At 51.2% G+C, this 14,399-nt stretch carries 15 protein-coding genes; 11 read left to right on the top strand and 4 right to left on the bottom strand.

The window, feature by feature from the left end:
- The first annotated feature begins 132 nt into the window (after positions 1–132).
- Entirely contained in the window at positions 133–387 is a 255-nt protein-coding gene (ibaG, locus tag FEM44_RS06975) for a BolA family iron metabolism protein IbaG (protein WP_010379217.1), read from the top strand.
- A gap of 54 nt (positions 388–441) precedes the next feature.
- Positions 442–1,701, top strand: a complete 1,260-nt coding sequence (gene murA / locus FEM44_RS06970) for a UDP-N-acetylglucosamine 1-carboxyvinyltransferase (protein WP_135489482.1) — start codon at positions 442–444, stop codon at positions 1,699–1,701.
- A gap of 47 nt (positions 1,702–1,748) precedes the next feature.
- Here the strand turns inward: murA and sfsB are convergent, their stop codons facing one another.
- On the bottom strand, positions 1,749–2,027 hold the full coding sequence (gene sfsB, locus FEM44_RS06965) for a DNA-binding transcriptional regulator SfsB (RefSeq protein WP_064529526.1): 279 nt from the start codon (positions 2,025–2,027) through the stop codon (positions 1,749–1,751).
- A 226-nt stretch (positions 2,028–2,253) separates the two neighbouring features.
- Positions 2,254–3,225: an octaprenyl diphosphate synthase gene (gene ispB / locus FEM44_RS06960; protein WP_001047336.1), complete on the bottom strand. Its 972-nt coding sequence runs from the start codon at positions 3,223–3,225 to the stop codon at positions 2,254–2,256.
- Positions 3,226–3,482: 257 nt separating this feature from the next.
- Here ispB and rplU point away from each other — a divergent pair, with 257 nt between their 5' ends.
- The 4 genes from rplU to cgtA all read left to right on the top strand — a co-directional run bounded on the left by rplU (position 3,483) and on the right by cgtA (position 6,351).
- Positions 3,483–3,794: a 50S ribosomal protein L21 gene (rplU, locus tag FEM44_RS06955; protein WP_000271401.1), complete on the top strand. Its 312-nt coding sequence runs from the start codon at positions 3,483–3,485 to the stop codon at positions 3,792–3,794.
- 20 nt (positions 3,795–3,814) lie between these two features.
- A complete protein-coding gene (gene rpmA, locus FEM44_RS06950) occupies positions 3,815–4,072 on the top strand; it encodes a 50S ribosomal protein L27 (RefSeq protein ID WP_000940595.1) in 258 nt (85 codons plus the stop codon).
- A 125-nt stretch (positions 4,073–4,197) separates the two neighbouring features.
- The gene (locus tag FEM44_RS06945) at positions 4,198–5,163 is read left to right on the top strand and encodes a DMT family transporter (RefSeq protein WP_135523927.1); all 966 of its coding nucleotides are present in this window, start codon (positions 4,198–4,200) and stop codon (positions 5,161–5,163) included.
- A 15-nt stretch (positions 5,164–5,178) separates the two neighbouring features.
- Positions 5,179–6,351, top strand: coding sequence for an Obg family GTPase CgtA (gene cgtA, locus FEM44_RS06940; protein ID WP_000673561.1), 1,173 nt, complete (start codon positions 5,179–5,181; stop codon positions 6,349–6,351).
- A gap of 185 nt (positions 6,352–6,536) precedes the next feature.
- On the opposite strand, the gene dacB is transcribed toward cgtA, so the two are convergent.
- The gene (dacB, locus tag FEM44_RS06935; protein WP_130204590.1) at positions 6,537–7,970 is read right to left on the bottom strand and encodes a serine-type D-Ala-D-Ala carboxypeptidase; all 1,434 of its coding nucleotides are present in this window, start codon (positions 7,968–7,970) and stop codon (positions 6,537–6,539) included.
- 247 nt (positions 7,971–8,217) lie between these two features.
- Between dacB and greA the strand changes: the two genes are divergently transcribed.
- Positions 8,218–8,694 carry a transcription elongation factor GreA gene (gene greA, locus FEM44_RS06930; RefSeq protein WP_064529530.1) on the top strand — a complete coding sequence of 159 codons (477 nt, stop codon included), beginning with the start codon at positions 8,218–8,220 and terminating at the stop codon, positions 8,692–8,694.
- Positions 8,695–8,849: 155 nt separating this feature from the next.
- Here greA and yhbY read toward each other — a convergent pair whose 3' ends face one another.
- Complete coding sequence (gene yhbY, locus FEM44_RS06925; protein WP_001054420.1) at positions 8,850–9,143, bottom strand: ribosome assembly RNA-binding protein YhbY; 294 nt, start codon at positions 9,141–9,143, stop codon at positions 8,850–8,852.
- A 126-nt stretch (positions 9,144–9,269) separates the two neighbouring features.
- Here yhbY and rlmE point away from each other — a divergent pair, with 126 nt between their 5' ends.
- The 4 genes from rlmE to glmM all read left to right on the top strand — a co-directional run bounded on the left by rlmE (position 9,270) and on the right by glmM (position 14,201).
- A complete protein-coding gene (rlmE, locus tag FEM44_RS06920) occupies positions 9,270–9,899 on the top strand; it encodes a 23S rRNA (uridine(2552)-2'-O)-methyltransferase RlmE (RefSeq protein ID WP_000145975.1) in 630 nt (209 codons plus the stop codon).
- A 99-nt stretch (positions 9,900–9,998) separates the two neighbouring features.
- Positions 9,999–11,933 carry an ATP-dependent zinc metalloprotease FtsH gene (gene ftsH / locus FEM44_RS06915; RefSeq protein WP_135523928.1) on the top strand — a complete coding sequence of 645 codons (1,935 nt, stop codon included), beginning with the start codon at positions 9,999–10,001 and terminating at the stop codon, positions 11,931–11,933.
- An 89-nt stretch (positions 11,934–12,022) separates the two neighbouring features.
- Complete coding sequence (folP, locus tag FEM44_RS06910) at positions 12,023–12,871, top strand: dihydropteroate synthase (RefSeq protein ID WP_131160910.1); 849 nt, start codon at positions 12,023–12,025, stop codon at positions 12,869–12,871.
- Complete coding sequence (glmM, locus tag FEM44_RS06905; protein WP_000071134.1) at positions 12,864–14,201, top strand: phosphoglucosamine mutase; 1,338 nt, start codon at positions 12,864–12,866, stop codon at positions 14,199–14,201. The genes folP and glmM overlap by 8 nt, the downstream gene beginning before the upstream one ends.
- The last annotated feature ends 198 nt before the right edge of the window (positions 14,202–14,399 follow it).

The following is a 14,399-nucleotide window of genomic DNA, read 5'->3' as shown; positions in this document are numbered from 1 at the left end:
CCGCCAGTCCGGCAAACCTACCAGTAAGTCGAGCCTTGTCTGATTAATCAGCAAGGCTTTTTGCTTATTTATGACAGCGCAACTTTGCTCTAAGATGTTTCGCTGGTTTATTAACTGATGAATGAAGATCCCATGGAAAATAATGAAATTCAGAGCGTGCTGATGAACGCTCTTTCCCTCCAGGAAGTCCACGTTTCCGGCGATGGCAGCCACTTTCAGGTTATTGCCGTGGGTGAGATGTTTGATGGCATGAGCCGGGTTAAAAAACAGCAGACAGTTTACGGTCCGCTGATGGAATATATTGCGGATAACCGCATTCATGCTGTGTCGATCAAAGCGTATACCCCTGCGGAGTGGGCGCGTGATCGCAAACTGAACGGCTTTTGAGCTATGGGCGATACGCCGGTAGCGGATATGAATTGTTAACTGAGAACATACTAAATGGATAAATTTCGTGTTCAGGGGCCAACGAAGCTCCAGGGCGAAGTCACAATTTCCGGCGCTAAAAATGCTGCTCTGCCTATCCTTTTCGCTGCACTGCTGGCGGAAGATCCGGTGGAGATCCAGAATGTCCCGAAACTGAAAGACGTCGATACATCAATGAAGCTGCTTAGCCAGCTTGGCGCCAAAGTAGAACGTAATGGTTCTGTGCATATCGATGCCCGTGACGTTAATGTCTTCTGCGCGCCTTACGATCTGGTTAAAACCATGCGTGCCTCTATCTGGGCGCTTGGGCCGCTGGTGGCTCGTTTTGGTCAGGGGCAGGTTTCTTTGCCTGGTGGTTGTACGATTGGTGCTCGTCCGGTTGATTTACATATTTCCGGCCTTGAGCAATTAGGCGCGACCATCAAACTGGAAGAAGGTTACGTTAAAGCTTCCGTCGATGGCCGTCTGAAAGGCGCACACATCGTGATGGATAAAGTCAGTGTTGGTGCAACCGTGACCATTATGTGTGCTGCAACCCTGGCGGAAGGCACCACAATTATTGAAAACGCGGCGCGTGAACCGGAAATCGTCGATACCGCGAACTTCCTGGTTACGCTGGGCGCGAAAATTAGCGGCCAGGGTACCGATCGTATTGTCATCGAAGGGGTGGAACGTTTAGGTGGCGGCGTTTACCGCGTCCTGCCGGATCGAATTGAAACCGGTACTTTCCTGGTTGCTGCGGCGATCTCTCGCGGCAAAATCGTCTGCCGTAACGCCCAGCCAGATACCCTTGACGCTGTGCTGGCGAAACTGCGTGACGCCGGGGCGGACATTGAAGTGGGTGAAGACTGGATTAGCCTGGATATGCACGGCAAACGTCCGAAGGCCGTTAACGTACGTACTGCGCCGCATCCGGCGTTCCCGACCGATATGCAGGCCCAGTTCACGCTGCTGAACCTGGTGGCAGAAGGAACCGGATTTATCACCGAAACGGTCTTTGAAAACCGCTTTATGCACGTACCTGAGCTAAGCCGTATGGGCGCGCATGCCGAAATTGAAAGCAATACCGTTATTTGTCACGGTGTTGAAAAACTTTCCGGCGCACAAGTAATGGCAACCGATCTGCGTGCTTCAGCAAGTCTGGTGCTGGCTGGCTGCATTGCAGAAGGTACTACGGTTGTTGATCGTATTTATCACATCGATCGTGGCTACGAGCGCATTGAAGACAAACTTCGCGCGCTTGGTGCTAACATTGAGCGTGTGAAAGGCGAGTAATCGTCTGATAGCTGGCAGCCCCGTTCGCGGGGCTACCGCCAGGCTACTCATTTTTGCGGTTTGGTGTAGCTGCGCATCAACTGCGATCTGTCGATAAACTCATGGGTCAGCGGGTCATGATAGCGTGATGGCCAGATAACCCAGGGATCAGTTCCTAATGCTTTCGCAATAATCATCTCTCCTTTCGGCCAGGGACGCGATAATGCATTCGCCAATGTCGAGGAACTCAAACCATTTCTGCGAGATTCCGCCGCCATTGACGTTCCTCTTTTCCGCAAACCCGCAATGATATCGGCGGGATGCCAGTCAATGAAATTATTCTCCATCTTTCCTCACTCCTTAAGTTGGTCGCTTTCATTCAGAACATGTGTTCTGCCAGGAATCACTATACTCCTGATGACGCATTGCTCTAAAAAGTTCCTGTAAAGAGTGTGAATATTCAGAATATATCAAGATGAGCCATCTGTATTTCAGACAGTTTTGCGATTGATTGAGGATTTATGGGAGTTTATTGGAACTATCCCGCGCGGTGCGCGGGATAACAGGAAGGGATTAACGATCGCGTTGAACAGCGATGTGTGCGAGGCCGATTAACGCCTCTCGCCACGGGGTATCCGGCAACACTTGCAATGCAGCAATAGCTTTGTCTGCTTCTTCTTCCGCACGCTGACGCGTCCATTCCAGAGAGCCGCAAGCGTTCATTGCTTCCAGAACCGGTTCCAGAAGATGTCGACCGTTCCCTTGTTCGATGGCGGTACGGATCATCTGTGCCTGTTCTGGTGTGCCATGATGCATCGCATGCAGCAGCGGCAGCGTTGGTTTTCCTTCGTTCAGATCATCACCGACGTTTTTACCCAACTGTTCGCCATCGGCATTGTAATCAAGTAGATCGTCGATCAGCTGGAAAGCAGTGCCGAGATAGCGCCCATAATCCTGCAGACCTTTTTCCTCTTCCGGCGTACAGCCTGCCAGAATACCGGAACACTGAGCAGCAGCCTCGAACAGACGTGCGGTTTTGCTGTAAATAACACGCATGTAGTTCTCTTCGGTGATGTCCGGGTCGTTAACGTTCATCAGTTGCAGAACTTCACCTTCCGCGATGACGTTTACGGCCTCTGACATCACTTCCAGCACTTTGAGCGAACCGAGGCTGGTCATCATCTGGAACGCACGGGTATAAATAAAATCGCCTACCAGCACGCTGGCAGCGTTACCAAAGGCGGCGTTGGCGGTAGCTTTACCTCGGCGCATATCTGATTCATCCACAACGTCGTCGTGTAGCAGGGTCGCCGTGTGGATAAACTCAATTAGGGCCGCAATGGTGACATGTGCATTCCCCTCATAGCCAACAGCTCGTGCAGCCAGTACAGCAATCATCGGACGAATACGTTTACCGCCGCCGCTGACGATGTAATAGCCTAACTGATTGATCAGTTGGACGTCGGAATTAAGCTGCTCGAGAATTGCTGCATTAACACCCGCCATATCTTGCGCGGTTAACTCATTGATTTTTTCTAAATTCATCGCAAAAGCCGGGCTTTTCGCCCCGATTACCTTACTGTGAACAGAGGCAACTTAGGGTTTATGGTTAGGAATATAGAGTGATTGTACTGAAAAAATGGCACAGATAAACGTTACCGTACAAGTTGTGTTTTTTTTCTTCGTGTATTGACTGTAGCACTTGTCAAAGGCGTGCGTTTTGCGTAATATTCGCGCCCTATTGTGAATATTTATAGCGCACTCTGAATCATTAAAAGGTGTGCGCGGAAGCGGAGTTTTATATGTACGCGGTTTTCCAAAGTGGTGGTAAACAACACCGAGTAAGCGAAGGTCAGACCGTTCGCCTGGAAAAGCTGGACATCGCAACTGGCGAAACTGTTGAGTTCGCTGAAGTGCTGATGATCGCAAACGGTGAAGAAGTCAAAATCGGCGTTCCTTTCGTTGATGGCGGCGTAATCAAAGCTGAAGTTGTTGCTCACGGTCGTGGCGAGAAAGTTAAAATCGTTAAGTTTCGCCGTCGTAAACACTATCGTAAGCAGCAGGGCCATCGTCAGTGGTTCACTGATGTGAAAATTACTGGCATCAGCGCCTAAGACCTGAGGAGAGATTTCAAATGGCACATAAAAAGGCTGGCGGCTCCACACGTAACGGTCGCGATTCAGAAGCTAAACGCCTGGGCGTTAAGCGTTTCGGTGGCGAATCCGTTCTGGCGGGTAGCATCATCGTTCGTCAACGTGGTACCAAATTCCACGCTGGCGCTAACGTAGGTTGCGGTCGTGACCACACTCTGTTTGCTAAAGCAGACGGTAAAGTGAAATTCGAAGTTAAAGGCCCGAAAAACCGTAAATTTATCAGCATCGAAGCTGAATAAGTTTTTCGCGTCCCGGTAACGGATGAAAGCCCCGCAACACGTTGCGGGGCTTTTTACATTCGATAACCGGTAAAATGCGCATGGTGTGGCGTTAATCCGCAAATGCGCTTTGCAGGGAATACGGTATGAAGCAGCAGGCAGGCATTGGCATTCTTTTGGCGCTCACCACAGCAATTTGCTGGGGGGCGTTGCCAATCGCAATGAAGCAGGTGCTGGAGGTGATGGAGCCTCCGACAATCGTGTTTTACCGTTTCTTGATGGCGAGTATTAGTCTTGGTGCCATTCTTGCGGTGAAGAAGAGGTTGCCGCCATTACGCGTGTTTCGTAAGCCACGCTGGTTGATTTTGTTGGCAGTGGCGACCGCTGGGCTGTTTGGGAACTTCATCCTGTTCAGTTCATCCTTGCAATACCTGAGCCCGACCGCTTCGCAGGTGATTGGGCAACTCTCGCCGGTTGGCATGATGGTTGCCAGCGTATTTATCCTGAAAGAGAAAATGCGCAGCACTCAGGTTGTAGGGGCATTGATGCTCCTGAGCGGCCTGGTGATGTTTTTTAATACCAGTCTGGTCGAGATATTTACAAAGCTCACCGATTATACCTGGGGAGTTATCTTTGGGGTCGGTGCAGCAACGGTCTGGGTGAGTTATGGCGTGGCGCAAAAGGTTTTATTGCGTCGGCTGGCCTCACCGCAGATCCTGTTTTTACTGTACACTTTATGTACAATTGCGCTCTTCCCTCTGGCAAAGCCAGGGGTGATAGCGCAGCTTAGCCACTGGCAGCTCGCATGTTTAATTTTTTGCGGACTGAATACCTTGGTAGGATATGGCGCCCTGGCGGAAGCGATGGCTCGCTGGCAGGCAGCGCAGGTGAGTGCGATCATCACGCTCACCCCACTGTTTACGCTGTTTTTTTCAGATCTTTTATCACTGGCCTGGCCCGATTTCTTCGCCAGACCGATGTTAAACCTTTTAGGTTATCTCGGTGCGTTTGTCGTGGTTGCGGGCGCGATGTATTCCGCCATTGGTCATCGTATTTGGGGCGGATTACGTAAGCATACAACGGTGGTATCGCAACCCCGCGCAGGCGAATGATTTACGGAGAATAAAATGAAGTTTGTTGATGAAGCATCGATTCTGGTCGTTGCAGGTGATGGCGGTAATGGTTGCGTGAGCTTCCGCCGCGAAAAATATATTCCGAAAGGCGGCCCGGATGGCGGCGACGGCGGTGACGGTGGTGACGTATGGATGGAAGCCGACGAGAACCTGAACACGCTTATCGATTATCGTTTTGAAAAATCTTTCCGTGCAGAGCGCGGTCAGAACGGCGCAAGCCGCGATTGTACCGGTAAGCGCGGTAAAGACGTGACGATTAAAGTGCCGGTAGGTACGCGTGTAATCGACCAGGGTACCGGTGAAACCATGGGCGATATGACCAAACACGGTCAGCGTCTGCTGGTTGCCAAGGGCGGCTGGCACGGTCTGGGCAATACCCGTTTCAAATCGTCCGTTAACCGTACACCACGGCAGAAAACCAACGGTACGCCGGGCGATAAGCGCGAGCTGCTGCTGGAGCTGATGCTGCTGGCTGATGTCGGTATGCTGGGGATGCCAAATGCCGGTAAATCGACATTTATCCGCGCTGTCTCGGCGGCTAAACCGAAAGTAGCGGACTATCCGTTTACTACGCTCGTACCAAGCCTGGGCGTGGTACGTATGGACAACGAGAAGAGTTTCGTTGTTGCTGATATTCCAGGACTGATTGAAGGCGCTGCGGAAGGCGCAGGTCTGGGCATTCGCTTCCTGAAGCACCTGGAACGTTGCCGCGTCCTGTTGCACCTTATCGATATCGATCCGATTGACGGCACCGATCCGGTTGAAAATGCGCGTATTATTATCAGCGAGCTGGAAAAATACAGCCAGGATCTGGCGGCGAAACCACGCTGGTTAGTCTTCAACAAGATCGACCTGCTGGATAAAGCAGAAGCTGAAGAGAAAGCGAAAGCGATCGCTGAGGCGCTGGGCTGGGAAGATAAATATTATCTGATCTCTGCGGCGAGCGGACTGGGTGTGAAAGATCTCTGCTGGGATGTGATGACCTTTATCATTGAAAACCCGGTCGTGCAGGCAGAAGAAGCGAAACAGCCTGAGAAAGTCGAATTCATGTGGGATGATTATCACCGTCAGCAGCTTGAAGAGATTGCTGAAGAGGATGATGAAGACTGGGATGACGACTGGGACGAAGACGACGAAGAAGGCGTTGAGTTCATTTACAAGCGTTAATCACTGATGACCAATGCCAAATAAGCCTGATGCGCTACAATTATCAGGCCTACAAGATGATTGCAATATATTGAATTTGCACGATTTTGTAGGGTAGGTAAGGCGTTCACGGCGCATCCGACATAAGCAAAGCGCGCTTTGTCAATAATCTGAAACCCCGGCCATGTGCCGGGGTTTCTTTTTGACTAATTGTTCTGGTAAATATCTTTATACAAACGGCTTTCAAAACGTACCAACGGAATACGGCGATTACGCTGATCCGCGGGTTCAACTGCGTAACCAGAAAGATATTGTACGAACGCCATTCGTTGCCCACTTGCTGTGGTGATGAATCCTGCCAGGTTATACACGCCCTGCAACGAACCTGTTTTCGCTGAAACTTTACCATCTACTCCCGCTTGATGCAGACCTGCACGGTACTGCAACGAACCATCGTAGCCTGCCAAAGGTAGCATTGAGATAAAGTTAAGCTCATTGTCGTGTTGGGCAATGTATTGCAGCACCTGCATCATGGTGGCTGGTGCAATCAGGTTATGCCGTGAAAGCCCTGAACCATCTGCAATAATCGTGTTGCCAATATCCACACCCGCCTGCTTACGCAGGATCTGACGCACGGCGTCCGACCCGGCCCGCCATGTCCCAGGGACATTAAAGCGCGCATGACCAATCATGCGAAAGACGGTATCGGCGATCATGTTGTCGGACTTTTTCAGCATAATCTTAAGCAGATCGTGCAAAGGGGCCGACTGTTTACTGGCAACCACCGTTCCTGGGTCGTTAACCTGCGTTTGTCGCAGTAGCGTGCCGGAATAGGTAATGCCTGCCTGTTTTAACTCATCTTTCAGAATCGCTCCGGCGTAGCTGGCGCCATCCTGTACGGCAAAAGCCAACGGGAGCGGCTCAGAACGTTGTGGCAGGCATCCGGTTAACGTAAAGCGGTTAAGGTCGCCTGGCACCACATCCAGCTCGCAATATTGCGCTTCGGCTGAACCACGGGGGAGAGTGCGTACCTGGCTGAACATAGTTACAGGGTAATAAGAGGCCACGCGAACAAAGGCCATATCACCGGGTTTTTGGGCACTGTAGAGCGAGACGGAAAAGCAATTGCGGTCAACAATGGCGGCGGCAGGCGGGGCGCTAAAGCATTGTGTCATATCGTTCCAGGGCCAGCCGGGGGCTTTATCGTGACTGGCAAAAATGGACGTGTCTATGAACACATTGCCATCGATTTGGGAGACGCCTGATTTTTTCAGGGTCGCCACCATATTACGAATATCCTGACGTTTTAGCGTCGGATCGGCACCAAATCGCGCCACTAAGTCACCCTTGAGTACGCCGTTCTCCACATTGCCTTTGGTTTCAAGCGTCGTGGTAAAACGAAAATCGGGGCCAAGTTGAATCAACGCCGCCAGCGCAGTGATCACCTTCTGCGTACTGGCGGGCAGCGCCATTTGCTGACTATGGTAATCAATAGCGGGGGCAGACGCGCCGACTTTTTGCACCATCAGGGCAAGGTTGGCGCCAGCGGGGAGTTGAGTAATGTACTCATCAACATTTGCGGCCTGAACACTGAACGCTATACAGCTGGTCAATCCGATGATAAATCTGGAAAATCGCATAATCTCGCGCTAACAACCTGGAATCGAGCCGTCATACTACGGCGCAACGCCCTATAAAGTAAACGATGACCCTTCGGGAACTTCAGGGTAAAATGACTATCAAAATGTGAATTATTGCTGGCCTGGGACCTGTTCCCGGGTCGGTATTTTTTTGCTTCTGGCCCCGACGAGGAGTTGTGCCGGGCATGCCGAACAGCCGGGGCGAGTGGAGACTCTCCCCATCAGGAATATTCAAGAGGTATAACAAATGCAAGCTATTCCGATGACCTTACGCGGCGCTGAAAAATTACGCGAAGAGCTGGATTTTCTGAAATCTGTGCGCCGTCCTGAAATCATTGCTGCTATCGCGGAAGCGCGTGAGCATGGCGACCTGAAAGAAAACGCCGAATACCACGCAGCTCGTGAACAGCAGGGTTTTTGCGAAGGCCGTATCAAAGATATCGAAGCCAAGCTGTCGAACGCGCAGGTAATTGATGTCACCAAAATGCCAAACAATGGTCGCGTGATTTTTGGCGCTACCGTGACGGTTTTGAATCTGGATTCTGATGAAGAACAGACCTATCGCATCGTAGGCGATGACGAAGCTGACTTTAAACAGAACCTGATTTCTGTTAACTCGCCTATCGCTCGTGGACTGATTGGCAAAGAAGAAGATGATGTAGTGGTCATCAAAACGCCGGGCGGCGATGTAGAATTTGAAGTAATTAAGGTGGAATACCTGTAAGAATTACCCAATACTCAAAATGTTGATGTATTGTAAAGAAAGGAAAAAGGCCGCTATGCGGCCTTTTATCAACGAACAGAGCGTGGCATTTTGCTCTCCTGCTTGCGGAAAATCCCTCGTTTTACACAGCAAATGTGTGTAACTTTAGGATAATCTTAGCGTGGCAGCGAGATTTTACGTTCTTTAGTTGGACGATAAAGCACCAGCGTTTTACCGATGACCTGTACATTACAGGCGCCGGTTTCGCGCACGATAGCTTCCACGATCAAGGTTTTAGTTTCGCGATCTTCAGTGGCGATTTTCACCTTGATGAGTTCATGGTGCTCTAACGCTTGTTCAATCTCGGCCAGCACCCCTTCGGTCAAACCATTACTGCCAAGCAGAACAACTGGCTTGAGCGGATGTGCCAGACCTTTCAGGTGCTGTTTTTGTTTAGTACTCAGATTCATCGTATTTTTTTGCTTACGTTGGGATTGAAAACGGGTCATTCTACCGCCATCTCCCATATATCGCCAAATAGGCGCGTAAAAATTTACGCAATTGGTTACGATGAGTTATCCCAATGGGAAAGTTAAATGACAGGTAAGAAGCGTTCTGCCAGCTCCAGTCGCTGGCTTCAGGAACACTTTAGCGATAAATATGTTCAACAGGCACAGAAAAAGGGGTTACGTTCCCGTGCCTGGTTTAAACTTGATGAAATACAGCAAAGTGACAAACTCTTTAAACCGGGAATGACGGTTGTCGACCTTGGTGCTGCGCCAGGTGGTTGGTCACAATATGTGGTCACCCAAATTGGCGGCAAAGGCCGTATCATCGCTTGCGATCTTTTACCTATGGATCCTATCGTTGGTGTGGACTTTCTTCAGGGCGATTTTCGTGATGAACTGGTGATGAAAGCACTGCTGGAGCGCGTAGGCGACAGCAAAGTCCAGGTTGTCATGTCCGATATGGCACCAAACATGAGCGGAACACCGGCGGTGGATATCCCCCGTGCCATGTATCTGGTGGAACTGGCGCTAGAAATGTGTCGTGATGTATTAGCGCCAGGTGGCAGTTTTGTAGTGAAGGTGTTCCAGGGCGAAGGTTTCGATGAGTATCTAAGGGAAATTCGCTCCCTGTTTACGAAGGTCAAAGTTCGTAAGCCGGACTCTTCTCGTGCACGTTCGCGGGAAGTGTATATTGTAGCGACCGGGCGTAAACCCTAACCGGGAGATTTCAGACGAAAGTTTGAAAGATGCTGGATATAGAGTATCCTGACGCTGTTTTTAACACAGTTGTAATAAGAGGTTAATCCCTTGAGTGACATGGCGAAAAACCTAATACTCTGGCTGGTCATTGCCGTTGTGCTGATGTCAGTATTCCAGAGCTTTGGGCCCAGCGAGTCTAATGGACGTAAGGTGGATTACTCTACCTTCCTACAAGAGGTCAATAACGACCAGGTTCGTGAAGCGCGTATCAACGGACGTGAAATCAACGTTACCAAGAAAGATAGTAACCGTTATACCACTTACATTCCGGTTCAGGATCCGAAGTTACTGGATAACCTGCTGACCAAGAACGTCAAGGTTGTCGGTGAACCGCCTGAAGAGCCAAGCCTGCTGGCTTCTATCTTCATCTCTTGGTTCCCGATGCTGTTGCTGATTGGTGTCTGGATCTTCTTCATGCGTCAAATGCAGGGCGGCGGTGGTAAAGGTGCCATGTCGTTCGGTAAGAGCAAAGCGCGCATGCTGACGGAAGATCAGATCAAAACGACCTTTGCTGACGTTGCGGGCTGCGACGAAGCAAAAGAAGAAGTTGCTGAACTGGTTGAGTATCTGCGCGAGCCAAGCCGCTTCCAGAAACTCGGCGGTAAGATCCCGAAAGGCGTCCTGATGGTCGGTCCTCCGGGTACCGGTAAAACGCTGTTGGCGAAAGCGATTGCAGGCGAAGCGAAAGTTCCGTTCTTTACTATCTCCGGTTCTGACTTCGTAGAAATGTTCGTCGGTGTGGGTGCGTCCCGTGTTCGTGACATGTTCGAACAGGCGAAGAAAGCGGCACCGTGTATCATCTTTATCGATGAAATCGACGCCGTCGGCCGCCAACGTGGCGCAGGTCTGGGCGGTGGTCACGATGAACGTGAACAGACTCTGAACCAGATGCTGGTTGAGATGGATGGCTTCGAAGGTAACGAAGGTATAATCGTTATCGCCGCGACTAACCGTCCGGACGTTCTCGACCCAGCGCTGCTGCGTCCTGGCCGTTTCGACCGTCAGGTTGTGGTTGGTCTGCCAGATGTTCGCGGTCGTGAGCAGATCCTGAAAGTTCACATGCGTCGCGTACCGTTGGCACCAGATGTTGATGCGGCAATCATTGCCCGTGGTACTCCTGGTTTCTCCGGTGCTGACCTGGCGAACCTGGTGAACGAAGCGGCACTGTTCGCTGCTCGAGGCAACAAACGCGTTGTGTCGATGGTTGAGTTCGAGAAAGCGAAAGACAAAATCATGATGGGTGCGGAACGTCGCTCCATGGTGATGACGGAAGCGCAGAAAGAATCGACTGCATACCACGAAGCAGGCCATGCGATTATCGGTCGCCTGGTGCCGGAACACGATCCGGTGCACAAAGTGACGATTATCCCGCGCGGACGTGCGTTGGGTGTGACCTTCTTCCTGCCTGAAGGCGACGCAATCAGTGCCAGCCGTCAGAAACTGGAAAGCCAGATTTCTACGCTGTACGGTGGTCGTCTGGCAGAAGAGATCATCTACGGGCCGGAACATGTTTCTACCGGGGCGTCCAACGATATTAAAGTTGCGACCAACCTGGCGCGTAACATGGTGACCCAGTGGGGCTTCTCCGAAAAACTTGGTCCGCTGCTGTACGCGGAAGAAGAAGGTGAAGTGTTCCTCGGTCGTAGCGTGGCGAAAGCGAAACATATGTCCGATGAAACTGCGCGTATCATCGACCAGGAAGTGAAGTTACTGATTGAGCGTAACTACAATCGTGCGCGTCAGTTGTTGAACGACAACCTGGATATTCTGCATGCGATGAAAGATGCGCTCATGAAATATGAAACCATCGATGCACCGCAGATTGACGACCTGATGGCACGTCGCGATGTACGCCCGCCAGCGGGCTGGGAAGAACCAGGCGCTTCTAACAATTCTGGCGACAATGGTAGTCCAAAGGCTCCTCGTCCGGTTGATGAACCGCGTACGCCGAACCCGGGTAACACCATGTCAGAGCAGTTAGGCGACAAGTAAGTTCCCGCATCAGATGACTGTATTTGTACCGAAAACCCCGGGGCGTGCTCCGGGGTTTTTTCTTATCAATTCATACCAGGGATAACACCATGAAACTCTTTGCCCAGGGCTCTTCACTGGACCTTAGCCATCCTCACGTAATGGGGATCCTCAACGTCACGCCTGATTCTTTCTCCGATGGCGGCACGCATAATTCGCTGATTGATGCGGTGAAACATGCGAATCTGATGATCAATGCTGGCGCAACGATCATTGACGTTGGCGGCGAGTCCACACGTCCAGGGGCTGCGGAAGTGAGCGTTGAAGAAGAGTTGCAACGTGTTATTCCTGTGGTTGAGGCAATTGCTCAACGCTTTGAAGTCTGGATCTCAGTGGATACATCCAAACCAGAAGTGATCCGTGAGTCAGCGAAAGCAGGCGCTCACATCATTAATGATATTCGCTCCCTTTCCGAACCTGGCGCCCTGGAAGCTGCCGCTGAAACTGGTTTGCCAGTTTGCCTGATGCATATGCAGGGAAACCCAAAGACCATGCAGGAAGCACCGAAGTATGACGATGTCTTTGCCGAGGTAAATCGCTACTTTGTTGAGCAAATAGCACGCTGCGAACAGGCTGGTATCGCAAAAGAGAAATTGTTGCTCGACCCCGGATTCGGTTTCGGTAAAAATCTCCATCACAACTATGCATTACTGGCGCGTCTGGCTGAATTTCATCATTTCAACCTGCCGCTGTTGGTGGGTATGTCACGAAAATCGATGATTGGACAGCTGTTGAACGTGGGGCCGTCCGAGCGCCTGAGCGGTAGTCTGGCCTGTGCGGTCATTGCCGCAATGCAAGGCGCGCACATTATTCGTGTTCATGACGTCAAAGAAACCGTAGAAGCGATGCGAGTGGTGGAAGCCACTCTGTCTGCAAAGGAAAACAAACGCTATGAGTAATCGTAAATATTTCGGTACCGATGGGATTCGTGGTCGTGTTGGGGATGCGCCGATCACGCCTGATTTTGTGCTTAAGCTGGGGTGGGCTGCGGGTAAAGTGCTGGCGCGCCACGGCTCCCGTAAGATCATTATTGGTAAAGACACGCGTATTTCTGGCTATATGCTGGAGTCGGCGCTGGAGGCGGGTCTGGCGGCTGCCGGTCTTTCCGCACTCTTCACTGGCCCGATGCCAACACCGGCCGTGGCTTATCTGACACGTACCTTCCGCGCAGAAGCTGGGATTGTAATTTCTGCATCACATAACCCATTCTACGATAATGGCATTAAATTCTTCTCCATCGACGGCACCAAACTACCGGATGCGGTAGAAGAGGCCATCGAAGCGGAAATGGAAAAAGAGATCAGCTGCGTTGATTCGGCAGAACTGGGTAAAGCCAGCCGTATCGTTGACGCAGCGGGTCGCTATATCGAATTTTGTAAAGCCACGTTCCCGAATGAACTTAGTTTGAGCGAACTGAAAATTGTGGTGGATTGCGCCAACGGCGCGACTTATCACATTGCGCCGAACGTGCTGCGCGAGCTGGGAGCGAATGTTATCGCTATCGGTTGTGAGCCGAACGGCGTAAACATCAATGCCGAAGTGGGCGCAACTGATGTTCGTGCGTTACAGGCGCGCGTACTGGCTGAAAAAGCAGATCTCGGTATCGCCTTTGACGGTGACGGCGACCGCGTGATTATGGTTGACCATGAAGGCAATAAAGTCGATGGCGATCAGATCATGTATATCATCGCGCGTGAAGGTCTTCGTCAGGGCCAGCTGCGTGGTGGTGCTGTGGGTACATTGATGAGCAACATGGGGCTGGAACTGGCGCTGAAACAGTTAGGTATTCCATTTGCTCGTGCGAAAGTGGGCGACCGCTACGTACTGGAAAAAATGCAGGAGAAAGGCTGGCGCATCGGTGCCGAGAACTCCGGCCATGTGATCCTGCTGGATAAAACCACTACCGGTGACGGCATCGTTGCTGGTTTGCAGGTGCTGGCGGCGATGGCGCGTAACCATATGAGCCTGCACGACCTTTGCAGCGGCATGAAAATGTTCCCGCAGATTCTGGTTAATGTGCGTTACACCGCAGGTAGCGGCGATCCGCTTGAGCATGAGTCAGTTAAAGCCGTGACCGCAGAGGTTGAAGCTGCGCTGGGCAACCGTGGACGCGTGTTGCTGCGTAAATCTGGCACCGAGCCGTTAATTCGCGTGATGGTAGAAGGTGAAGACGAAGCGCAGGTAACCGAATTTGCGCATCGCATCGCTGACGCGGTAAAAGCAGTTTGATTCGATAGCTAACTGGCTAAAAAGGCGGCGATTGTCGCCTTTGTTCTTCTTAAGCACATCGGTTTTGCTGTTTTTTTCCGCAGTTGATACAATGCGATAAAATTGCCCTTGCGAAGGTCATTCGCTTTGGTTAGTATTCACACCCGCTTCAGTGGGAAAGATTAAAAACTCCCGCTTTATTGGTTGAAGCATTGGTAC

It is taken from the genome of Escherichia sp. E4742 (assembly GCF_005843885.1).
GTDB lineage: Bacteria > Pseudomonadota > Gammaproteobacteria > Enterobacterales > Enterobacteriaceae > Escherichia.
This window is presented reverse-complemented; position numbering and strand designations above follow the sequence as displayed.